17 protein-coding genes are annotated in these 21,550 nt (G+C 67.2%); 3 read left to right on the top strand and 14 right to left on the bottom strand.

Annotation, left to right across the window (positions count from 1 at the left end; translation table 11 throughout):
- Positions 1–15: 15 nt before the first annotated feature.
- The 5 genes from LTA6_RS09215 to LTA6_RS09195 form a co-directional block, all read right to left on the bottom strand.
- Positions 16–1,173, bottom strand: coding sequence for an ABC transporter ATP-binding protein (locus LTA6_RS09215; protein WP_341977703.1), 1,158 nt, complete (start codon positions 1,171–1,173; stop codon positions 16–18).
- A 37-nt stretch (positions 1,174–1,210) separates the two neighbouring features.
- Entirely contained in the window at positions 1,211–2,347 is a 1,137-nt protein-coding gene (locus LTA6_RS09210; RefSeq protein WP_341977702.1) for an extracellular solute-binding protein, read from the bottom strand.
- An 84-nt stretch (positions 2,348–2,431) separates the two neighbouring features.
- Positions 2,432–4,195, bottom strand: coding sequence for an iron ABC transporter permease (locus LTA6_RS09205; protein ID WP_341977700.1), 1,764 nt, complete (start codon positions 4,193–4,195; stop codon positions 2,432–2,434).
- Between the two features lie 185 nt (positions 4,196–4,380).
- Positions 4,381–5,430 (bottom strand): pyridoxal phosphate-dependent aminotransferase, encoded by a 1,050-nt coding sequence (locus tag LTA6_RS09200; RefSeq protein ID WP_407357718.1) that lies wholly within the window; start codon positions 5,428–5,430, stop codon positions 4,381–4,383.
- A gap of 105 nt (positions 5,431–5,535) precedes the next feature.
- Entirely contained in the window at positions 5,536–6,216 is a 681-nt protein-coding gene (locus LTA6_RS09195) for an FCD domain-containing protein (RefSeq protein WP_341977696.1), read from the bottom strand.
- 159 nt (positions 6,217–6,375) lie between these two features.
- Between LTA6_RS09195 and LTA6_RS09190 the strand changes: the two genes are divergently transcribed.
- Complete coding sequence (locus tag LTA6_RS09190; protein WP_407357717.1) at positions 6,376–7,587, top strand: M20 family metallopeptidase; 1,212 nt, start codon at positions 6,376–6,378, stop codon at positions 7,585–7,587.
- A 57-nt stretch (positions 7,588–7,644) separates the two neighbouring features.
- On the opposite strand, the gene LTA6_RS09185 is transcribed toward LTA6_RS09190, so the two are convergent.
- Positions 7,645–9,261, bottom strand: coding sequence for a thiamine pyrophosphate-binding protein (locus LTA6_RS09185; RefSeq protein ID WP_407357716.1), 1,617 nt, complete (start codon positions 9,259–9,261; stop codon positions 7,645–7,647).
- Between the two features lie 143 nt (positions 9,262–9,404).
- On the opposite strand from LTA6_RS09185, the gene LTA6_RS09180 reads away from it, so the two are divergent.
- Together LTA6_RS09180 and LTA6_RS09175 are read left to right on the top strand one after the other, a co-directional pair.
- The gene (locus tag LTA6_RS09180; RefSeq protein ID WP_407357715.1) at positions 9,405–10,571 is read left to right on the top strand and encodes a PucR family transcriptional regulator; all 1,167 of its coding nucleotides are present in this window, start codon (positions 9,405–9,407) and stop codon (positions 10,569–10,571) included.
- A 105-nt stretch (positions 10,572–10,676) separates the two neighbouring features.
- Entirely contained in the window at positions 10,677–12,053 is a 1,377-nt protein-coding gene (locus LTA6_RS09175) for an aldehyde dehydrogenase family protein (protein ID WP_407359232.1), read from the top strand.
- Positions 12,054–12,120: 67 nt separating this feature from the next.
- On the opposite strand, the gene LTA6_RS09170 is transcribed toward LTA6_RS09175, so the two are convergent.
- From LTA6_RS09170 to LTA6_RS09135, 8 genes are all read right to left on the bottom strand, one after another.
- Positions 12,121–13,785: an FAD-dependent monooxygenase gene (locus LTA6_RS09170; protein ID WP_407359231.1), complete on the bottom strand. Its 1,665-nt coding sequence runs from the start codon at positions 13,783–13,785 to the stop codon at positions 12,121–12,123.
- A gap of 9 nt (positions 13,786–13,794) precedes the next feature.
- Positions 13,795–14,439 carry a 4-carboxy-4-hydroxy-2-oxoadipate aldolase/oxaloacetate decarboxylase gene (locus LTA6_RS09165; protein WP_407359230.1) on the bottom strand — a complete coding sequence of 215 codons (645 nt, stop codon included), beginning with the start codon at positions 14,437–14,439 and terminating at the stop codon, positions 13,795–13,797.
- Entirely contained in the window at positions 14,436–15,089 is a 654-nt protein-coding gene (locus tag LTA6_RS09160; RefSeq protein ID WP_407359229.1) for an RraA family protein, read from the bottom strand. Before LTA6_RS09160 ends, LTA6_RS09165 begins: the two co-directional genes overlap by 4 nt.
- The gene (locus tag LTA6_RS09155) at positions 15,086–15,772 is read right to left on the bottom strand and encodes an RraA family protein (RefSeq protein WP_407359228.1); all 687 of its coding nucleotides are present in this window, start codon (positions 15,770–15,772) and stop codon (positions 15,086–15,088) included. Before LTA6_RS09155 ends, LTA6_RS09160 begins: the two co-directional genes overlap by 4 nt.
- Before the next feature lies 1 nt (position 15,773).
- Positions 15,774–16,790, bottom strand: a complete 1,017-nt coding sequence (locus LTA6_RS09150; protein WP_407359227.1) for a hypothetical protein — start codon at positions 16,788–16,790, stop codon at positions 15,774–15,776.
- 56 nt (positions 16,791–16,846) lie between these two features.
- The gene (locus LTA6_RS09145) at positions 16,847–17,848 is read right to left on the bottom strand and encodes an amidohydrolase family protein (RefSeq protein ID WP_407359226.1); all 1,002 of its coding nucleotides are present in this window, start codon (positions 17,846–17,848) and stop codon (positions 16,847–16,849) included.
- Between the two features lie 154 nt (positions 17,849–18,002).
- Complete coding sequence (locus tag LTA6_RS09140) at positions 18,003–19,883, bottom strand: FAD-dependent monooxygenase (RefSeq protein ID WP_407359225.1); 1,881 nt, start codon at positions 19,881–19,883, stop codon at positions 18,003–18,005.
- Positions 19,884–20,073: 190 nt separating this feature from the next.
- The gene (locus tag LTA6_RS09135; protein WP_407359224.1) at positions 20,074–21,522 is read right to left on the bottom strand and encodes an aldehyde dehydrogenase family protein; all 1,449 of its coding nucleotides are present in this window, start codon (positions 21,520–21,522) and stop codon (positions 20,074–20,076) included.
- Between the last annotated feature and the right edge of the window lie 28 nt (positions 21,523–21,550).

Here is a 21,550-nt window from a genome sequence, read left to right as displayed (position 1 = left end):
GAAGTCGGGGCCGCGTCAGCGCGGAGAGACGATCGCGTTCGTCTGGATGGTGAGGTAGGCGTCTTCGGATTCCTGCCGAGTGATCACGACAGCGCGGGCAGGGTTGACGGCGAGTTCGAGCTCATCGCCCGCCTTCGGCACGTCGTCGATGCTCAAGTCGGATGTCTCGACCCGCACGCGAAGAGGCAGTCCATCAGCGCGGACGAGCAGGTTCACGGCGCTGCCGAGGTAGGTCGTGCGCTCGACGGTGCCGGAGAATCGGCCCGCGCCCGACGTCGAGGTGACGGCATCCGTCCGCACGTGCGCGGCCCGGAAGGCGACGTCGGCGCGCTCGCCGACAGCGACGTCCGTCGTCGCGGTTCCGGCGATCACCAGGGAGGTGCCGTCGACCCGGATGTCGGCGATTCCCCGGTTCACGGCGACGACCGTGCCGGGGAGGATGTTCTGGAACCCCATGAAGTCGGCGACGTAGGCCGACTGCGGTCGGTCGTAGAGTTCGGCGGGGGCGCCGTCCTGCACGATCTCCCCCTCGCTCATCACGATGATCCGGTCGGAGAGCGTGATCGCCTCCTCCTGATCGTGCGTGACGTACACCGAGGTGGTCTCGAACTGGTTGTGCAGCGCACGCACCTGCTGACCCATCTGGTAGCGCAGCTTCGAGTCGAGGTTCGAGAGCGGCTCGTCGTAGAAGATGATGCCCGGCCGGGCGGCCAGCGCTCGCGCCAGTGCGACGCGTTGCTGCTGACCGCCCGACAGTGCGGTGACGGGGCGTTTCTCGAAATCGGCGAGCCCGACGGCGACCAGCATCTCGCGCACGCGCTTCTGCCGATCCTGGCTGCCGATCTTGGCTACCTTGAGCGGATACGCGACGTTCTCCGCCACGCTCAGATGCGGCCACAGCGCATAGCTCTGGAACACCATGCCGACCTGTCGCTTGTCGGCCGGCACGAAGGTGCGCCGATCCGTGTCCACGACGATGCGGTCACCCATGGTGATCCGGCCCGTGGTCGGACGCTCCAAGCCGGCCAGGCAACGCAGCGTCGTCGTCTTCCCGCAGCCCGAGGGGCCGAGGAGGGTGACGAACTCGCCCGAGTCGATCGTGAGATCGAGCCCGTGCAGAGCCGGCTTATTGCCGTACTTCTTGGTGAGTCCGGAAACCAGGACCTCAGTCATGCTGATATCTGCTCTCTGTGTCGTCCCGCTGGGTGTGCTACTGGGCGTTCGGGTTCTTGAACGTCTTCTCGATGAAGTCGAAGAAGGGCTGGTTGAACGCGGCATCCGGGTTGGCGAACGGGAGCTTGTCGATCTGGTCGAGCGAGGCCATCCCCTCCGGCCCCGGTGCCGTCGGCGTGTTGCCGTAGGAGAGGTCCTTCTCCGCGATCGCCTGCTGGCCCTCTTCGGTGAAGATCCAGTTCACGAACAGTTCTGTCGCGTCGGCCGCCGGGCCGTCCTGCGCGACGCACATGCTGGACCGGCTGAGGAAGTTGCCTCCGCCTTCGAGCGGGAAGACGAACTCGACGTTCGCGCCCTTCTCCTTCTGCAGCAGGTAGTAGCCGTAGAAGACTCCTGCCCCGACGGGGAACCGCCCGCTGGCGACCTCGGCGGCGACGTTGCGCTCCGGGTCGACGTACTGCACGTCCTGCGCAGCGAAGTCCTCGACGAACGACTCGCCGAACTTCTCCTGCTGGCCATCGGGCCGCAGCATTCCGGTGAAGATGTGCCGCAGCGCACCGGCGTTCGGGTCGCCCATCGCGACCTTGCCCTTCCACTCCGAATCGAGCAGGTCGTTCCAGCCCTTCGGCGCTTCATCGGCGCTGACCTCGTCGGTGTTGTAGACGAAGCCGAACATCCGGTACGCGAAGTAGATCAGGCGATCTTCCTCTGCCGTCGGAGGCTCCCAGCCCTCCGGGCCGGTGACGACGTCGACGGGCGTGCAGATGTCCGCTTCACGGGCGGCCTGGATCGAGTCGCCGCCCCACCAGAGGTCGCCGACACGCTGACCAGTCGCCGCCTCGGTCTGCATCGTCGTGAGGATCTGCGCGTCGGCCATGTCCTTGAGGGTCACGGAGAGGCCGGGGAAACGCTCGGTGAAGACCTCGAGGAGCGCTTCGGAGGTGCTTGCCGACGGACCGTAGAAGACGATGTCCGTACTGCCGGAGTCAACGGCGGCCTGGTACAGCTCGTTGAGCTTCTCCGACGCCTTCGGCGTCGCTCCGGGGATCTCGATGCCCTTCGAGCCGCCGTCGGTCTTCGGTTCCGGCGCGGCAGAAGAACAGCCGGCGAGCGCGGCGAGCGCGCTGATCGCAACGGCAGCGGTCGCGAGGCGGATTGCGGAATTGAACTTCATTATTCTTCTCCTTGGTCATTGTGGGATTGCAGTGGTGCGCAGGTGTTCGTCGGGTTACGGAGGGGGCCTGTGCGCCGAAGGGGGTCAGGATGCTATGTGGGTGAGGGAGGTACGGGAGCGGCCCGCTCTGGCCTGAAGTGTCGAGACGACCTTCAGGCAGACCGCACCGACGATGACGACGACAGTCGCCGCGAGCAGGATGATCATGAACAGCGCGGCACCGGTACTCATCTCGCCGGAGAGGAACAGCTCGTAAGCCGCCATCGCCACTGGTGTGACCTTGGGTGGTGCGAGCAGAAGCGGAACGGCCAGGTTCCCCACGATGAACAGGGCGGCGAGGAACCACCCGGCGAAGAAGCTCGGAAGCACGAGCCTCAGCACGATGCTGACCAGCACGCGCAGGCGATTCGCGCCGGAGATCGCGCCGGCTTCTTCCAGCTCGGGCGAGAGCTGAGCGAGCGCTCCCTCGGCGATGCGACTGGACACCGGGATGGTGGCCACCACGAGCACGATCGTCATCAGGGTCGCAGTTCCGTAGAGCGGCCGGAACGCCGGCACGTACAGGATGGCGAACATGTACGCCAGGGCGAGCACGAGTCCGGGGAGCGCCCAGGGAATCCACACGGCGAACGATGTGTACGACTTGAGGAATCCGCCGCGGCGGGCGACGACGTACGTCGTCAGCAGCGCGACCGCCATGGACCCGAACCCGCCGAGGATGGCCAGTTGGGCTGTCGTCACCAGCGTCCCGCTGAGCTTGGGGTCGGCCAGGATCGCCGCATAATTGTCGAGTGACAGCCCGAGGCTCATCACCCCGTAGATCTTCTGCATGCTGCCGATGATCATCGCGATCAGCGGCAGGATCAGGTTCAGGAGCATGAAGATCGCGATCAGCACGGCGAAGACCCAGCGGACCGGGCCGAGCTCTTGCGGCTCGCGCCTCGAGGTCTTCCCGGTCAGCGTGGTGAAGCTCCGCCCGCGCAGCATCGCCCGCTGCAGCAGGAAGAGAATCAGGACGAGGACGATCAGGATGAGGGCGAGGGCGAAGGCGCGGGTGTATTCGGCGGGGACCGAGTCCCGGATGTAGCGGTAGATCTGCGTGGAGAACACATAGATGCCGGCCTGACGCCCGATCATCTGCGGGCTGTCGAACGCCTGGAACACCAGCACCGCGATGAGCAGGGCAGCACCCGTGATCGCCGGCCCCACCGACGGCAGAGTGATCGTGAAGAACGTGCGCAGTGTGCTGGCGCCGCTGATCGCGGCCGCCTCGTCGAGCGACTGGTCACGGTTCTTGAAGGCGCCGAGCATGAGCAGATACGCGAACGGCATGTAGCCGAGCGAGAGCAGCATGATCAGTCCCGGCCAGGACTGGATATTGATGAAGCCTTCCGGGAGGCCGATCATCTGACCGAGCTGATTGAGCAGTCCGTTCTGCTTGTTCCCGAGCATCAGCCATCCCATGGTGTGGAACAGCGGTGGGATGAAGAGGTTGATCACCATGAGCGGCGTCAGCCACTTGCGCCCGGGGACATTGGTGTTGGCACCGACCCAGGCGAACATCGCTCCACCGGCGACGGCGATCGTGCCGCAGACGACGACCAGGATCGTCGAGTGCAGAAGTGTGTCCCAGGTCATCTCCGAGGCGAATGCGTTGATGAAGCCCTGGAGGGTGAAGGGCGCATCCGACGTGGGAAGACCGTCCCGGAAGGTGCCGATGATGATCATCGACACGGGGTAGATGAACACGAGTGCCAGCACGGCGACGAACACGGCCCAGAGGCCGCGGCTCGTGATGGAGCGTCGCAGCGATGCCCGCCGATCGCGCTCGAAATCCGTCGCAGTCACTGCCAATCCCTTCACGCAAGCTGTCTGGGTGTTCGACGCGGGCCGTTCGGGTACGAACCGCATCGTTCGTGATGTCTGTCAGCGTACGAACCGAAGTGCTGACGCTTCATCGGTGCCGACTCTGAAGTCCTTCTCCGAGCATCCGACACAGTGTCGGATGCTCGGGCGGATGCTGTGTCGGATGCTCAGAGAAGGGCGGACAGTGCCGCGTCGTTCTCGGCGGGAAGCCCCACAGTGACGCGGACCCCTCCCGCATGCGGGAACGGGCGGGCGAGCACACCGTGTTGTTCGAATCGGGCGAGCATCGCGGGAGCGTCGCCGTGCAGGAAGAGGAAGTTCGACTGGCTCGGCAAGAACGAGACGCCGGCGGCGCGGAGCGCTTCTTCCATGCGGGTGCGCTCTGTGACGATCGTCGCGATCCGCCCCGCGGCGACGGACTGCCCCTCCGGGCTGAAAGCCGCGATCACCGCGGCCTCTGCGACGCTGTTCAGGGCGAAACCGACGGACGTCCGCCGCAGCGCCTCTGCCGTGCGTGGCGTCGTCGCCGCGTATCCGGCACGCACGCCGGCGAGGCCGTGGGACTTCGAGAGGGTGCGAAGGATGACGAGGTTGGCGAACTCGTCGAGGAGAGCGATCGTCGCGTCCACGGGTTCGTCGGTCACGAATTCGCGGTAGGCCTCGTCGAGAACGACCAGGACGTTCGAGGGAATCTCACGCAGGAAGGCCCGGATGCCGTCGACTCCGACCAGGCCGCCAGTGGGATTGTTCGGGTTGCACAGGTAGACGATCCGCGTCTCCGACGTGATGGCCGCAGCCATTCGCGGCAGATCCATCGCTCCGTCTTCGGCGAGATCGACCGCGGTGCTCTGGGCACCGGCGAGCGCGAGCGCGGCCGGATACGCCTCGAAAGAGGGCCAGCAGTAGACCCCGTGCACGCCGGGCTCGCAAACGAGGCGCGCGAGACCGTGCAGCAACGAGCCGGAACCGTTGTCGATGGCGATCCGCCCGACGTCGAGGCCGAGCGAAGCGGCGATGGCCGCGCGCGCCTGGGTCCGGTGATAGTCGGGGTATCGATGCGTGGAGCGAGCGGCCTTTTCCATCGCCTCGACGATCACACCTGCGGGCTCCCACGGCATCTCGTTCTGGGAGAGACGGATGGGGGGCGGATTGTCTCTGCCAGGTCGATTCGGGGTCGCGAGCATCGTGTCGACCACACTGCGGAATTCAAGCGTCATGAGGTTCCTCCTCGGGCGAAGGCTATTGTTAATAATGAATATGATCATTATTCATCGAAGGCGCTCCTGTCAACCCGAAACACCGAAGCGGAGGCCGCCGCGGGCTCAGGAAAGGACAGCCGCCATCGAGGACCCGCGGTGACGCTCGACAGCCGACGCGGCCAGCACATGGTCGCGGCGGACCACGGCGGCGGCGAAATCGAGGTGGGTCTGCAGGCGCTCAGGGGTGCTCGGCGCGGTCGCCCCGTCGAGTTCCTCGACGGTGATGTAGTCGACCAGGTTCGTGTACAGACTGCGCAGTAGTTCGTTCGGCGTGATGCGTGCGATTCGCGCATGCAGCGCCCAGATCGCGGCCGGACCCTCGGGCGTTCCCCAGACCGATTCGACGAGCTGCCCCGAACGACGGACGTCGGCGATATCCGCATCGTTCGCGAACTCGATCGCGTCGTGCAGCACGGTTCCATCGAGCGCATCGAGCACCCGAAGGCAGTTGGTGACTGTCGCCGTTCCCTCACGCAGGCTCAGCAGTTGGTCGCTCAGCTGCGTGAACGGCGAACGATCGGCGACGAAGATCCCTCCACCAGGGCCGGGCTTGGCGTCGACGATCCCCCGTGAGCGCAGGAGCTGGATGGCTTCGCCGAGCGTGGCCGGCGCGACGCTGAAACGGGCGGCCAATTCCTGCCGACGCCCGATGAAGTGCCCCGACTTCCAGCCCTCGGCCGTGATCTCCGCCTCCAGCGCCCGAGCAACCTGAACGGCGACAGCGGCGTTCGTGATCGGCGCCATGGTTCTCCCCTTCGATTCCTGCAACGACGCACCACCCAGGGTCCGCGTGCCTCTCACATTAGACATAGATCGTGAGTTCAGCGCCCTTCGCCTATTGATTATATTGATATATGTTAATCGGTCGAATGTCGACGCAGATCCGTCATGAGGGAGTATCGAATGCCCGAAACCCGCCTTCGCGCCGACGCCGCCGCGCTGATGCCGGAGCTCAGAGATCTCCGGCGCATCCTGCACCGACGGCCGGAAACGGGCTTCGCACTCCCCCGCACCCGCGCTGTCGTCGTTGCAGCCCTGGACGGGCTCGGCCTGCAGATCACCACCGGGCCCGATGATTTCACGTCGATCGTGGCCGTGCTGCACGGATCGCTTCCCGGCCCGTCGGTGCTGCTCCGCGCCGACATGGATGCGCTCCGGATCGACGAGTGCACCCGGCTCCCGTTCGCCTCCGAGGTCCCGGGAGCGATGCATGCGTGCGGCCACGACCTCCACACGGCGGCGCTGGTCGGAGCGGCACGGCTGCTCAGCGCGAGACGGGACGAGATCCGCGGGTCCGTGGTCTTCATGTTCGAACCGGGCGAAGAGGCCGGCGGCGGCGCGCGGCGCATGATCGACGATGGCGTGCTCACGGCCGGAGGCACGCGCGTCACTGCGGCCTACGGCATTCACGTCCTGCCCGGCGTGAGCGGCGTCTTCTCCACCCGACGAGGCGCCTTGATGGCCGGCGCGAACACCCTCACCGTCCGCGTGATCGGACGAGGCGGCCACGGATCACGGCCGCACCAGGCGGTCGATCCGGTACCGGCCGCCGCGGAGATCGTACTGGCCCTGCACGCGTTCGCGACGCGCCGCTTCTCCCCGTTCGACCCGGTGACGCTCTCGGTGACGAAGATGCGGGCCAGTGACGTCGTCAACGTCATCCCCGACGAAGCGAGCCTCGGCGTCACGATCCGCACCCTCTCGACGCGAAGTGTGGACGTGCTCGCCGACGAGCTCCCCGTGCTCGTCGAGGGCATCGCCGCCGCACACGGATGCCGCGGAGAGGCGGAGTTCCGCTCCGTATATCCGGTGACCGTCAACGACCCGACGGCGGCGACCTACGCCCTCACCGTTCTCGGCGACCTCTTCGGCCCGGCGCGCGTGGAAGAACTGGAGCATCCGGCGATGGCATCGGAGGACTTCTCGTACGTGCTGAACGAGGTGCCCGGCGCGTTCATCTTTCTCGGCGCGACACCGGAGGGCACCGACCCCGCAACCGCCGAGATGAATCATTCGCCGCGCGCGATCTTCGACGACGGCGTTCTCGGCGAGCAGTCCGCCGCCCTCGCCGCGCTGGCGCTGAGCCACCTCGGTGCATCCGCGGACCGCGACTGAGGCCGAAGAGCGCGCCCGACCTTGACAGGTTGAACGCGCCCTTCTCCGGACGGGCCGCTAGTGCTTCTTCGGCTCGTGGATGAACGGCCAGGGCGACGGGAAGACGTCGACCGGCACCTTGATGATGGCCGGCTGGCGGGCCGCGATCGCGGCGGCGATGCCGCGCTGCACGGCATCCGCATCGTCGGCGAGGGTGAAGTCGATGCCGAAGGCCTGTGCCAGCAGCTCGAAATCCGGGTTCGTGAGATCGGATCCGATGAATCGTCCTCCGTAGGTGTCTCGCTGGATGCGCCACACGTTTCCGAACCGGTTGTCTTCGAACAGCACCGTGATGAGCGGGATGCCGTATTTCTTCGCCGTGGCGAACTCCTGCAGCGACCAGCCGATGCCACCGTCGCCGGTGACCACGACGACCGGGCGGTCTCCGGCGCCGACGGCGGCGCCGAGTGCGGTCGGCATCGCATAGCCGAGCGTGCCCTGGTAGCCGGGCCAGACGTAGGATCGCGGCGCCTGCACCGGGTAGCCGTAGGTGGAGACGTACCCGATCTGGGTGAGCTCGTTGACGAAGATCCCGTCGGCGGGAAGCGACGCGCGGATGGCGTCGACGAACGCCATCTGCGGAGCGACCTGAGCGCGCACCCGCGCGTCACCGTCTTCGCGGAGGCGACGCAGCTCCGCCCCCCAGCCCTCCTGCCGCCGCACACGGGCGACGAGCACCTCCAGGACGGCGGTGGCGTCTGCAGTCACGGCGATATCGGGACGACGAGGTGCAGTCAGATCGGCCGGGTCGACGTTCACCAGCGCGAGCCGCGCCTCACCGATGTTCAGTTGCTGACCGAAGGGCGTCAGGAAGCGGCTGCCGAAGGACACCACGGCATCTGCCGTCTCCCGCAGTTCCCACAGGGAGTACGCCGAGAGCGCGTGCGGGTCGCGGGCGTCGATCGCGCCTCGCCCGTTCTCACTCATGACGACCGGCGCGTCGAGCAGGTCCGCGAGGCGAGCGAGCAGATCGAAAGCCCGCTGCCCCTTGACGCCGCCGCCGACGTGGATCACCGGACGGGAGCTGGCGGCGAGGAGCTGGGCGATCTCCGCAACCTTGTCTTCGGGCGCGACCGGAGCGTCGACGGCGAAGGGCGTGCCGACCTCGAGGTCGGCGACGGCGTGCAGGATGTCCGGCCCGAGTTCGAGCGCGACGGGCCGGGGGCGGCCGGTGCGCATCTGGCGGAACCCCTCGTGCACCAGGTCGGGGATCTCTTCGACACGGGTCGGCCTGGCCGTCCACTTCGTGAGCCCCTGGATCGTTTCGGTCTGCTTCGGAATCTCGTGGAGCGCACCGAGACCCGCTCCGACGAGCGTGCTCGGGATGGTCCCCGCGAGGAGCATGACCTGCGACGAGCAGGCGTATGCCGTCGCCATACCGGCACCCGCATTCAGCACGCCGGGGCCGGGAACGACCATCGCGACACCGGGCTTGCCGGTGACCCGGTGATACCCGTCTGCCATGTAGGTGGTGCTCTGCTCGTGTCGCGGCACCATCAGGTGCACCTCATCCTGACGCCGATACATGCCGTCGGTTAGCCCGTCGAGCTGCACGCCGGGGATGCCGAAGACTGTCTCGACCCCCTCGCTGATCAGAGCCTGGGTGAGCGCGTCGCCGCCTGTCATCTTTGCCATACTGGCCGCCTCTCTAGAAATTGACTATATTGAATATAGGTCGAACTTCATGACGGTCACAACTCCGTCGTGAACATGTCCGCCACAACTCGAGCGTTTGGCGGACATGAAGGCACTCGTGGGTGAGCACAGAGAGGTGAGCGATGAATCTCGAGGGACATGTCCAGGCGTACGCCGACCGATTGAGTCGGCCGATCATCGTCTTCGACGTCGATTTCAACGTGATCGCGTTCAGCATCCACGACCGAGATGTCGACCACGCGAGACTCGCGATCATCCTGTCCCACAAGGGTTCCTCGCGAGCGCGCGAGTCGATCAAGGAGTACCGGGTCGGGCATGCAGACGGCCCTGTGCGCATCCCACCTCTGGACGGCGGGCAGACCCGGCACGTCGCACCTGTGCGCCATGAAGGGCACCTCGTCGGCTACGTCTCCTCGACGATCCCGGAAGACACGCCCGACGAGCACCTCATCGAGGATGACGCGATCCGGGAGTCTCGTGCACAGATCGGCGTCATCCTCGCCGCCATGGCGCTCGGCAACCGCGAGGACGAGGATCGTGCCCTTCGTCTGATCACCGCTCTCTTGGACGGCGATCGCGATCAGCGCACCCGAGCCGCCGACGAGCTCCTGACCGGCGGGCTCGTCTCCCCCGTGCCCCACTACAGCGTGATCACGCTGGCGGCGCCGTCCGGGTTCGACCCGAGTTCTGCGGCGCTGCGTCTCGTCATCGATCGCGCGCTCTCGGCCATCCCGGTGTTCCCTGCTCTCAAGGCCGTCGGCACCGTCGTCGACGGCGAGGCCGTGCTGGTCGTCCCGTACGAGATCGATCGCGACCGACTCGTCGGTCTGCTCGAACTCCCCGCCTTCGCGTCGCTGCGAGCAGGCATCGGCGGGGCGCACGCTCCCCTCGCGGACGCCTACCGCTCACGGAGAGAAGCGCGCATCGCCGCACGAGGTGCCGCGATCGACCCGACCAGGGATCGCGTCGTGCACTGGGAGGACCTGGGTCTTGACCGCATGCTCCTGCAGCTGCCGCTCGAGACGTTGACCCGATCCGACCTCCCCGGCTCCGTGCAGCGGCTGCTCGAAGCCCAATCCGGCCCGGATCTGGCGCACACGCTCGAGGCGTACCTCGATTGCGGATGCGATGCACAGCGCACCGCTCTGGAGCTTCACGTCCACCGGAGCACTCTCTACTACCGACTCGATCGAGTGCGAGCGATCACCGATGTCGACCTGTCTGACGGCCTCATCCGGCGCGAACTGCACACCGGCCTGCGCGTCGCGACACTCGCGGGGCTTCGCTGAGCTACGAGCCGCCGCCCATGACTTCCCCTGACAACTGAATATCCGGAATCGACTCCGAGGCCGTTCGGGCTCGCCCGATCTGCCTCCTCAGCGGAAGGACCCGCAATGAACGAACTCCTGGCCACGGTCTCCCTGGATGCCGACAGCGGTCGGCCGATCCTCGACGCGGCGACCAGGGCGGTCATCGGTCATGCACCGGTGCAGACCGTCGCCGACCTCGAGGTGGCCGTCGCCGAGGCATCCGCTGCCCAACCCGCCTGGGCGGCTCTCGGGCACGCGGAGCGCGCCCGCCTGATGCGTCTCGTCGCCGATGACATCGACGCACACGCGGAAGAACTCGGCGAGATCATCACCCAGGAGCAGGGCAAGGTCGCCGGAGCCGGCGAGGCTCACGGCGCGGCGCACTGGCTGCGCGGAGCCGCTGACACGATCCTCGAACCGCAGAAGCTCGCCGAGGGCTCGGAGCTGCACTACGTCCCGCTCGGTGTCGTCGCCTCCATCGGCCCATGGAACTTCCCGGTGATGATCGCGGTCTGGCATATCGCTCCTGCTCTCCGGATGGGCAACACGTTGGTGATCAAGCCCTCCGAGAACACTCCGCTCAGCGTTCTCGCGCTCGTCGAGATCTTCCGCCGGCACCTCCCCTCGAGCGTGGTCACTGCGGTGTCCGGCGACCGCGAGGTGGGTGCAGCCCTCGCTGCGCACCCCGACATCGCGAAGATCGTGTTCACCGGATCGACGGCCACCGGCCGACGGATCGTGGAGAGCTCATCGGCGAACCTCGCCCGCCTCACTCTCGAGCTCGGCGGCAACGATGCGGGCATCGTGCTCCCCGGGACCGACGTCGAAACCGTCGCCGACAAGCTGTTCTGGGGCGCCTTCATGAACACCGGGCAGGTGTGCGCCGCCCTGAAGAGGCTGTATGTGCACGACTCGGTGTACGAGGAGACGGTGGCAGCCCTCGCCGCGCGAGCGGAAGCAGCACCGCTGGGCTCTGGTCACGACAAGACGAATCGCCTCGGCCCGGTGCAGAACCCGGCTCAGTTCGACATCGTCGCGCGCCTCGTCGATGACGCCAGGATCCGCGGAGCTCGCATCGTCACTGGCGGAGAGCCGGCTGCAGAACTCGGACCGCTGTTCTACCGCCCCACGATCATCGCCGACGTCGAAGACGACGCCGCGGTCGTCTACGAAGAGCAATTCGGCCCGGTGCTGCCGGTCATCCGCTACTTCGATGTCGACGATGCGGTGCGCCGCGCCAACGGCACGGAGCAGGGACTCGGCGCGTCGGTCTGGGGTGCAGACACGGATGCTGCGGCAGATATCGCACAGCGCCTCGATGCCGGCACTGTGTGGATCAACCAGCACGGCGGCGTCGACCCCCAGGTGCCGTTCGGCGGCACCAAGGCATCGGGCTACGGCCTGGAGTTCGGCGTCGAGGGCCTGAAGGCGATGGCGGCCACCAAGGTCATCCGGTTCTGAACGCAGAAGGGGGGCCGGTCGCATCTCGCGACCGGCCCCCTTCGTATTGAATCCGACGTGTGCGGATTCAGACCGCGGCCTCGACACGGGCACCGCGGAGCAGCTCCCACAGATGAGCCGCCGTCTCGGCATCCGCGGTATCCCCCCGCCAGACCACGTGCTGGTCCTGACGGACGAGTGTGAGCGCACACCGGTACTCCGTGGGGAGGATCTCGGGGTCCGCCTCGACGACGGCGAACGGGATGCCGCGGATCTCTGCGGCGGCGGACAGCGCCGCGCCATCGCCTCCGTCGTGCACCACGAGCGTGTATCCGGCCGAGAGCCGGTCGTAGAAGGACGAGCCGTCCGGCAGCGTGAAGTGCGGGGCACGGCATCCGGGAACCGTCGAGGGCGTGTACTCCCCCATCGAATAGCCGGGAGCCTGCTCGTCGTCGTACGCGATGATCGGCGAGGCGCCGTAGACATAGCCGTAGTTGAGCCCGGCCGCGGCGAACTGCGGCTCGTTGAGCGCGTGCACGGCGGCTCCGAACTCGGCACGAGCCGCGTCGCCCGCATCCGAGTCATCTTCGAGCGCGTCGGGCAGGCCGGGCCTGGCGAGCTTTCGCTGGTGATTCATCGCGAAGTGCGACACCTGTTCGGTGATCGGTCGACGCTCCGCCTCGTACGCGTCGAGGATGCCTTCCGCCGCCCACCCGTTCAGATGAGCGCCGAGCGACCAGGTGAGATTGAGAACATCGGCGATCCCCGCGTTCATGCCGAAACCGGCGAACGGCACCCACAGGTGCGTCGCATCTCCGGCGATGAAGACGCGCCCGTCGCGGAAGCGGTCGGCGAGCAACCTCCTGGCTACCCAGTCCTCCCGCGACACGACCTCGTAGGGGAAGTCCTCGTCGACACCGAGGATCGCCTGGATGGCGGCGTCCCGGTCCACGGCGCCTTCGTGCGCCGCTTCCTCCGGGGAGAGGTAGGTGTGCACGAGGAAGGTCTCTCGACCGTCGATCGCGTAGACGTGACCGAGTCGGCGCGCGTTGAACGTGTAGTAGCCCCAGGCTCGCGGCTCCGCGGCAGTCATCTGCTCGTACAGGTCGACAGAACGGATGCACGTCGACTGCACGTGCTGCAGCACGGCATCACCGCTGAGTGTGGCGCCGATCTGCTTGCGGACGTTCGATCGCCCGCCGTCCGCACCGATGAGATAGCGGCCGCGCAGGACACGCTCGTTCGATCCGTCGAGGTCGGAGATCACGACGGAGACCGACTCCTCGTCCTGCGACAGGGAATGGAACAGCGTCCGATTGAGCAGCGTGATGTTCGGTGACACTGCGGCGTTCGTGGCGAGGATCGGCTCGAGGAAGGTCTGGTTGATCCGGTGCGGGGGTTCCGGAGTATTCCAGGAGGTGTCAGGTCCGGTGCGCGAGGTGTAGCGCTCGCCGCTCGCCGGAATCGGGATGCGCGCGAACTCACGTCCGGTCAGCGAGGTGCGAAACGCCACGTCCTGCGGGTAGTCCGTCGGTAGACCGGCAGCACGCACCTCGTCGACGAAGCCGAGTCGGCGAAAGCTCTCCATCGTGCGCGACGCCACATGGTTGCACTTCACGTTCGGCGGCTCGAGGTACTCCCGCTGCTCGACGACGACGGTGGAGATTCCGCGGGAGGCGAGATCGAGCGCGGCGACGAGCCCGACGGGGCCCGCGCCGATGATGAGGACGTCCGCGTCCAGGACCTGGGTCATGTCTCCCTCTCAGGGGGTCGTGTCGCTGCTCGGCGAGCCGAGGCGACGGAGGTCGTAGACGTCGAGGGTCGTTTCGCCGGCGCGGAGCCTCGCCATATACGCATCCTCTTTGTCCGCGCGTTCGCGAGAGGCGGCGAGGACGTCGTCGTAGCGTTCGGCGGGGAGGACGGCGATGCCGTCACGGTCTGCCACGATCACATCGCCACGTCGGATGACACGTCCGCGAAGCGTGACCGTCTGACCGACCGTGCCTGGCCACTGCTTGATCGTGCCGCGGATCGAGATCGACGTGCTGAAGGCGGGGAAGCCCAGGGCGGCCAGGTGCGCCGTATCGCGCACGCCGCCGTCGATGACGAGCCCACGGATTCCGCGGGCCTGGGCGGCGACGGTCATGACCTCACCCCAGTACCCGTAGGCGGCGCCGCCTCCGTCGACGACGAGCACGTCGCCCGCAGTCGCCGTTTCGATCCCGTGATGCAGAGCGAGGTTGTCGCCGATCTGCGCCGACACCGGGAATGCCCGTCCGACGAGCTGAGCGCCCTCCCAGGCCGGATGGAATGCGTGGTCGAGAAAGCAGTCGCTGCGCGACGCCTCGTACAGCGTGGCACTGCCCAAGCGCAGCAGTTCGTCTGCATCGCGATCGAGGTCGCTCACGCGTCGGCCCTCTGCAGATCGTGATAGCCGAAGCGGGCACGCGCCTCGGCGATGGTCGCCCCGCCCAGCGCCGCGGCGAGGATCGATTCCTCACGGACATGGATCATCTCCGCGGTCTCGAGCACCTGCTCCTCGATGTCTTGCGGGATGGCGACCACACCGTCCGAGTCGCCGAGCAGGATGTCGCCCGCGCGCACGGTGACACCGCCGATCGTGACCGGCCCCTGTTCTTCGGCGACCTCGACGCGGTCCTTGCCCGTGCGCATGAAGCGGCCTCGGCTGAAGATCGGATACCCGATCGACAGCGCCCGGTGCGTGTCACGGCAGACGCCTTCGATCACGGTCCCGGCGATGCCGCGGTGGTGAGCGACCGCCGTGAGGATGTCGCCCCACACCGTGCAGTCGACCCTGCCGTCGTTGTCGAGCACGACGACCTGGCCAGGCTTGACCTGGTCGATGAAGTCGCCGACGGTTCCCGCTGGCACCTGCGCGCTGACGTAACGGACGGTGAACGCCCGGCCGACCATGTGCTGGCCGTCGGCGAGCGGGGCGATGCCGAGGAGGCTGCCGGGTCGGCTGTGCTTGTCGAGCGCGTCGGAGACGGTCGCGGTGCCGAGGGCGGCGAAACGCTCGGTGAGAGTGTCGGTCATTTCTCCTCCGCGGAGTCTGGATCTGCGGTGACGGTGGGGAATCGGGAGTCGTGCATGACCTCGCTGACATCTTGGCCGGCGCGCACGGCCTCGGCCATCCGGGCCTCCCGGTCGGCGATGCGCTGCGCGAGGGCGACTACACGAGCAGCGTCGGATGCGGCCACGAAGACGACTCCGTTGACGTCGGCGACGACATAGTCGTACGACGCGACGGAGACTCCGGAGACCTGGATGCGCTCGTCCATGGCCTGTTGCACGATGCGCCCGCGTGCGCTGACGGGAACGGCAGCGCGCGCGAAGACGGGGAGGCCGAGCGCCTCGCTCTCCTGCACGTCGCGGCACGCGCCGTCGACGATCACCCCGGCCACACCCCGCTGGATCGCGGCCTCGGCCAGCAGACCGCCCCAGCAGGAGACGTCGGTGCGGCCGTGGTTGTCGATCACGACGACGTCATCCCGCTCGGCGATCACCACGAGCGGCGTGGCGATGTGGGTTGCAGGGCCGGATAACGCCTTGGGGGCGGCGGTCACGGTGCGCACCCGCCCCGCGACCGTGCGACCAGCCGGCCACATCGCGCTCAGCTCGATCACCGCTCCGGGTAGACCCAGCGTGTCAAGAGCATCCGAGATTGCGCAGCTGTCCAACGCCCGGAGTGCCGCGATGATCGCTGTGGGATCGGTCATCTCAGGCGCGCTCCCAGGTGACGAAGCCCATCGCGTTGCCGGTACCCGCCTCGGTGCGGTAGCAGGGCTCGTAGTCGACGTTGGTGACGGTGAGACCGACCTCGTCGGCGATGCCGGCGACCGCGATCCAGTTGCGGAGCTCTGATGCTCCCGATTGCATCTCGGCTGCCGGAACAGAGGAGAGATAGTCGGCGTCGTGGTCCTTCATCGCCTGGAGGAACTCGCTGTCGAGCTTCTCGTCGATCACGAAGTGGCTGAGCCCTCCGGAGGCGACGATGCCGACGCGCAGGTTGCCGGGGAACGACGTGATCGCCCTCGCCACCGCGCGGCCGAACTCGTAGCAGCGCTTGGCGCTCGGCGGATTGGGCTCCCAGAACGTGTTGATGAAGATCGGCACCATCGGCACCGTCGACTGCTCACCCATGAAGCGCTGGTAGATGAAGCCGAAGCCGTGCGGGATCGAATGGTTGTCGTAGCGCCCTGCGGGCACGATCTCGGTCGCGCCGGTATCGAAGTCCTCGGCCTGCGTCGACTGGATGATGTGCTTGCCGAGAGCGCGGTGCGTCGGACGGATGATCGTGTGATCCGGAACGTCTCCCTTCGCCGCCTCGGCGAGCCCCGGCGCCATCTCGTCGAGCTGCGCCTGCGTGAACGGCACGTGCGCGACCTCGTCGCCCCAGAACACCGAGAACGGAGCGAGCCACTCGTCGCCATAGGTCTCCTTGTGGTCGCTGGAGACGATGACGAGCACGTCGACGTTCTGCTCGGCGATGAAACGGGAGAGGTCATCCATCGACGACTGGCAGCTGTCCCAGCGGCGCTGCATCACGTCGTGTGAGATCTCTTCCGAGAAGTCCTCGCGCAGCGCGCTGAGCTGGTCGAACGTGTAGTTGCCTCCGCGGAACTTGAGGCCTTTGCTGCGGCGGTCGGCGACGCCTCGCGTCTCCCACGCCGCAGGGGGCGCGGCCTTCAGCTGCGGTCCGTGCGAGGTGCCGAATCCGGCGACGATCTCGGTCATGGTGGATCCCTTCTCGGTGTTCGGTGTGCGGTGTTCGTTGTGCCGTGTGCCCGCGCTCAGAGCCGGAACAGGCTGCGGGCGTTGTTCTCGAGCACGTCGGCGCGACGATCGGCGTCGAGCCACTCGATGTCGTCGATGAGCAGGTGGATGTCGTCGAACCAACGGCCCGTGTCCGGATCGATCTGCGAGCCGGTGCCCGGCTTCTCCGAGCCGAACAGCACCCGGTCGGTGCCGACGGTCTTCATCAGCAGCTCGAGGCTGTCCTGCGTGTAGAGGCACGAGTCGAAGTAGAACTTGCGGAGCTTGTCGAGGTACGAGACCCCGGTGCGCACGACCGACGGGAGGAAGCGCCCCATCTGGTACGGAATCGCGCCGCCACCGTGGGCCACGATGACCTTCAGATCGGGGAAGTTGGCGAACACGTTCGACTGGATCATGCTCCAGATCGCGACGGTCTCCTCCTGGATGAAGTGCAGGCTGTAAGGCTCACGCGACGGGTACTTGCAGCCGGCCGAATGCAGCAGCATGGGCACATCGAGTGCGCAGAGCTCTTCGTAGAGCGGGTACCAGTACCGTTCGCCCATCGCCGGCGGCACCTCGGTGCCCTCGTAGGGGTCGGAGTTCACCATCGCTCCGACGAATCCGAGTTCGGTGATCGCCCGACGCAGCTCGGGGAGCCACTGCTCGACGCTCAGGTACGGGCTCTGCGGGATCCCGGCCATGCCCCGGAAGCGTCCGGGGAACAGCTCGGTGGTGCGCTGGATGAGATTGTTCGTCTCCGCGGTGAACCACTCGACGATCTTGGTCGGGCGCTCGGAGTGCATCGCGTGGAACGGACGCGGGGAGAGCAGCTGCAACCCGATCCCGGCGTCATCGATGTGCGTCATGTGCGACACATGCCCGAAGCTCGGATGCGGGGCGTGATACGACGCGATGAGATCGTCGTCGGTGATCACGGGCGGCTTGCCGCCGTGCGACCCACGAGCCGCCAACAGCGACGCCTTCCACGCGTAGTAGGAATCCGGGGCCGACATGTGGCCGTGGACATCGATGATCACGGTGACTCCTTAGATCTGTGCGGGTCCGGGAAGGACAGGAAGCGGCGTCTACTCGACGCTACGAGAGCGGCATCCGTCGAGAATCGGTGCACTGCGGGAAACTCCCCTGTCGTGATCCGACACGGTGTCCGAAGCAGCGGGATGCCGGCATGCGTCAGCGCACCAGGACGTTCGCCGCAGCCCTGATCCGACGCAGGTACGGCTCGGCGGGGTCATCCGCCGGGGCATCACCACCGCGGAGGATGATGTCGAGAGCGCTCACCAGCTCTGCGGCGGGGTCCGCGGGCAGACTCGCTGCCCGCCAGGCGACCTTGCGGTCAGGTCGTACGAGTAGGGCACCGTCTCCGTCGATCTGACGTGTCGCGGTCCATGCCGCATCGTCATCGGCGATCGCGACGACGGTGACCGGCATGCTTCCGGATGCCGCTGCAGCAGCTTCGCGCCACCGCGGCGCCGCCGACTCCGAGGTGAGCAGCGTCAGCCCGACGGAATCGATGAGGTCGTGGGATGACACGCGACCACCGTCCGCACCGGTGACACCGCTGAGCCAGACATGCGGAAGGTGATGACCGGGCCGGGAGGTCGCATGGAACGTCACGGGATCGGAGGGATCGCCGGGCACAGGGGTGCCGTCGGGCACGATCGCCCCTGCCGAGTAGTGGTACCCGGCCTCGACGCCGAGCTGGCTGTAGTCGTGCGCGTTGTGCGCGACCTCCGCCGCCACTCGCTCCCGCATCGCCTCACCCTCGGGGGTGTCGCTGACGAAGGTCTCCAGGCCGCGGAAGCCTTCGGCCTCATCGTCACTGAAACCGAGAGCGTCGGCGATCGGAGGGTGCCGGTTGGCGTTCTCGAGCGAGTGCGCGGTGTACCAGGCGACCGTCGGGCGGCGCTCGGCCTGGTAGCTGTCCAGCAGCGCATCCGGTGCCTGCCCATCGAGCACGGCCGCGATCTTCCAGCACAGGTTCTGGGCATCCTGGATTCCGCTGTTCAGCCCCAGCCCCCCGGTCGGCGGATGCTTGTGCGCGGCGTCGCCGGCGAGGAACACCCGACGATCGCGGAAGTGCTTCGCGACGAGGCCGTGATAGCTCCATCGTGTCATCGAGTGCATGGTGATCTCGTGATCGTCGGCCAGCCCCAGCATCCGTCGGATCGAGGCGAAGAGCGCTGCCTCGTCGTTCGGGTCGCCCTCGACCATCCAGGCGGCGACCGAGACCAGCCACTCCTCGGAGTCGCGGTTGTAATGGGTGGGTCCGAGCGCCTGGATCGTGCCCCTCCGCCGCGCACCGCCAGCCGGATGCAGGAAGTGGCCGAGCAGCGCATCCGGCTCCGACCACGCAGAGAGGTCCATGCTCACGTGATAGTTGACGACCTCGCGCATGTCGCGCGGGCCCTCCAGCTCGATCCCGAGAAGGTCGGCACTGTCGCGACCACCGTCGGCAGCGATCACGTACTGGGCTCGCACAGTGCGCAGCTCGCCGGTCTCGAGATCCTTGATCGACACGACCGTCGTCTCGGCGTCCTGGTCGATGCCGACGACCTCCTGCTTGCTCCTGATCCGCCCGGGAGCAGCGGCGAGCGCGTGCCGATGGATCAGCGGGTCGAGGCGCAACTGGGGCATGTTGGCGAAGGCACGCGGGCTGGAGGAGCGGTAGCGCTCTGCATCCGGCCCACCGCCCCAGGCGGGCACATCGCCGATCTTCATCCCGTCGAAACGGCCGGGGCCGGTCGCCGTCGTGTACCAGGCGGCCTTGCGCCAGCGATCATGAGCCGGGGTCGCCGCGTAGATGTCGTCGGCGACATCCATGTCGTGGAACGCCTCCATGGTGCGTGGATTGAGCAGATGCGCCCGCGGAAAGCGGAAAACGAAGTCGCGGCGTTCGACGAGAAGGACGTCGATGCCCCGCTGCGCAAGCAGAATCGCGCACGACAGGCCGACCGGGCCCCCGCCCATGATCAGGACCTCGGTGGAGTCTGGCCACACGTCGTCGCCGAGCGGCGACAGCGGGGCACGGGGACTCTTCACGGATACGGACACAGGGCTCCTCCTCGGCTACGGAGATCCCAGGCTAGGTTTCGGCCGATCGACGTCGATACGTGACCGCGGAGCGAAAGTCGCGCCGTGGTTCCGACACGATGTCGAATCGCCGGCCAGCGTGCGGACACGACGAAAAAGGACGAGCCGACCCCCTCGGCGCAGCTCGCCCTCTCCGTCCGCAGACCGGGTCTCAGTCTGAGATCGTCGGGACCGTCACCCACTGCCAGTAGGTGAACTCGTCCAGGTTCCAGTGACCGCCGTGGCGTCCGCCGTTGCCGGAAGCACCGATCCCGCCCATCGGGATGTGCGCGGCGTCGTAGATGGTCTGACCGTTCAGGGCGACCATTCCCGCGCGCAGTCGCGACGCGAAGCCGAGACCGCGGGCGATGTCACGCGTGTGGATCGCCGCAGACAGGCCGTAGTCGCTCGCGTTCGTCAACTCCAGCGCTTCCTCCGCAGTGGAGAACCGCGTCACCGGGGCCACCGGGCCGAAGATCTCACTCTGGAATGCGGCGTTCGTCGCACCGACGCCGTCGAGCACGGTCGGCGTGAAGAAGACGCCGTCATGCGTGCCGCCGTGCGCCACCCGGGCTCCATCGGCGACCGCAGCATCGACGATGCTCTGCACCCGTTCGGCCTGCACGGTTGTGATCAGCGGGCCCAGCGTCGTTCCTTCGGCGAGGGGATCGCCCAGCCGCATCGCCGCAGCCGCGGCACTCAGCCGTTCCACGTACTCGTCGGCGATGCTCTCGTGCACCAGGTGCCGACCGGTCGCCATACAGATCTGGCCCTGATGGCGGAACGATCCGCCGACGCCGCAGGCGACAGCCAGGTCGAGGTCGGCATCAGCCATGACGATGAAGGCGTTGTTGCCGCCGAGCTCGAGGATCACCCGCTTGAGCAGGCCTCCGGCCACCTCGCCGACGCGTCGACCGGCCGCCGATGAGCCCGTGAACGAGATGACGTTCGTATGCGGAGAGCGCACGACGGCTTCTCCGGTCTCCGGCCCACCGGGGAGAATGTGCAGCACGCCGTCTGGAAGTCCGGCGCGCGAGAAGATCTCGGCCATGACGGCGCCGCCGGAGAAGGCGGTCTTCACATCCGGCTTCACGATCACAGCGTTGCCCAGCGCGATCGCCGGTGCGACAGAGCGGATCGCGAGCATCAGCGGTGCGTTCCACGGCGCGATCACCCCGACCACGCCGACCGGGATGCGCCTCGCGATGCCGAGTGTCGTCGGGTCGTCGACGGGGAGCACATCCCCCTGCGACATGGTCACCAGGCTCGCCGCCTCGACGAGCTCGTCGATCGCCTTGCTCACCTCATGCGCCGCTTTGGTCGGCAGCGAACCGCTCTCACGGATCAGCAGGTGCTCGACATCGTCGCGGATCTCGCGCAGCACCTCGGCGGCGCGGGTCAAGACGCCGGCCCTGGTTCGATACGACGCGCGCGCCCATTGCTTCTGCGCGGCGACGGCCAAGACCCCCGCCTGGTCCACATCCTGGTCGTCCGCGATCCCGACCGTACCGACACGTCCCCCGTCACCCGGAGAGGTCACCGCGAGAACTCCGCCGCCACCGGCACGCCATCCGCCGGAGTAGATGAGTCCGTCGGCGGTACTCGGATCCCAGTGCGTCATCGCGTTCTCCCGCTCGATCTGAAGTCTC

The sequence above is a fragment of the Microbacterium sp. LTA6 genome (assembly GCF_045690355.1).
Lineage (GTDB): Bacteria > Actinomycetota > Actinomycetes > Actinomycetales > Microbacteriaceae > Microbacterium.
This window is presented reverse-complemented; position numbering and strand designations above follow the sequence as displayed.

What these genes read in the sequence shown, in the direction of transcription:
- LTA6_RS09215 (WP_341977703.1), bottom strand. Translation starts at nt 1,173, where the DNA reads ATGACTGAGGTCCTGGTTTCCGGACTCACCAAGAAGTACGGCAATAAG.
- LTA6_RS09210 (WP_341977702.1), bottom strand. Translation starts at nt 2,347, where the DNA reads ATGAAGTTCAATTCCGCAATCCGCCTCGCGACCGCTGCCGTTGCGATC.
- LTA6_RS09200 (WP_407357718.1), bottom strand. Translation starts at nt 5,430, where the DNA reads ATGACGCTTGAATTCCGCAGTGTGGTCGACACGATGCTCGCGACCCCG.
- LTA6_RS09195 (WP_341977696.1), bottom strand. Translation starts at nt 6,216, where the DNA reads ATGGCGCCGATCACGAACGCCGCTGTCGCCGTTCAGGTTGCTCGGGCG.
- LTA6_RS09190 (WP_407357717.1), top strand. Translation starts at nt 6,376, where the DNA reads ATGCCCGAAACCCGCCTTCGCGCCGACGCCGCCGCGCTGATGCCGGAG.
- LTA6_RS09185 (WP_407357716.1), bottom strand. Translation starts at nt 9,261, where the DNA reads ATGGCAAAGATGACAGGCGGCGACGCGCTCACCCAGGCTCTGATCAGC.
- LTA6_RS09180 (WP_407357715.1), top strand. Translation starts at nt 9,405, where the DNA reads ATGAATCTCGAGGGACATGTCCAGGCGTACGCCGACCGATTGAGTCGG.
- LTA6_RS09175 (WP_407359232.1), top strand. Translation starts at nt 10,677, where the DNA reads ATGAACGAACTCCTGGCCACGGTCTCCCTGGATGCCGACAGCGGTCGG.
- LTA6_RS09170 (WP_407359231.1), bottom strand. Translation starts at nt 13,785, where the DNA reads ATGACCCAGGTCCTGGACGCGGACGTCCTCATCATCGGCGCGGGCCCC.
- LTA6_RS09160 (WP_407359229.1), bottom strand. Translation starts at nt 15,089, where the DNA reads ATGACCGACACTCTCACCGAGCGTTTCGCCGCCCTCGGCACCGCGACC.
- LTA6_RS09155 (WP_407359228.1), bottom strand. Translation starts at nt 15,772, where the DNA reads ATGACCGATCCCACAGCGATCATCGCGGCACTCCGGGCGTTGGACAGC.
- LTA6_RS09150 (WP_407359227.1), bottom strand. Translation starts at nt 16,790, where the DNA reads ATGACCGAGATCGTCGCCGGATTCGGCACCTCGCACGGACCGCAGCTG.
- LTA6_RS09135 (WP_407359224.1), bottom strand. Translation starts at nt 21,522, where the DNA reads ATGACGCACTGGGATCCGAGTACCGCCGACGGACTCATCTACTCCGGC.